Source organism: Pseudomonas sp. 32_A (assembly GCF_017490905.1).
Lineage (GTDB): Bacteria > Pseudomonadota > Gammaproteobacteria > Pseudomonadales > Pseudomonadaceae > Aquipseudomonas > Aquipseudomonas inefficax.
Genome location: NZ_JAFGYI010000237.1, coordinates 1 through 490 on the forward strand (window position 1 = coordinate 1; position 490 = coordinate 490).

The 490-nt window shown below is 68.2% G+C and carries 1 protein-coding gene; it reads right to left on the reverse strand.

The annotated features are described in order from the left end of the window. The coding region (locus tag J5M58_RS26455; protein WP_243432564.1) for a 3-hydroxyacyl-CoA dehydrogenase family protein at window positions 1–490 on the reverse strand (490 nt) is incomplete at both ends.

Consider the following 490-nt stretch of genomic DNA (forward strand, 5'->3'; position numbering starts at 1 on the left):
GCCGTTGACCCCGATGGTGGAGAAGTGATTACGCAGGGTGCCCAGGTAGCGCTTGGTGTAGGGGTAGAGGCCGGCATCCATGTGGTGCTGGATCACCTTGCGCTTCACCTCCAGGCTCTCGAACACGGCTTCGACCACCACGTCGGCGTCGCCCAACGCGGCGTAGTCGAGCACGCCGCTGATCAGGCCCATGCGCCGCTCCATCTCCTCGGCCCCCAGGCTGCCGCGCGCCACGCTGGCGGCGTACAGGCTGCGGGCGCGGTCGAGACCGCGCTGCAGAGCTTCTTCATTCACTTCCAGCAGTTGCACGGGGATGCCGGCGTTGGCGAAGCACAGCAGGATGCCGACGCCCATGGTGCCGCCACCGATGACGGCGGCGCGGCGGATTTCCCGTGGCTGCACCTCGGCGGCCAGCCCGTCGACCCGTGTTGCTTCGCGCTCGGCGAAGAAGGCGTGGATCAGCGCGGCGCGTTGCGGGGATTCCATGCAT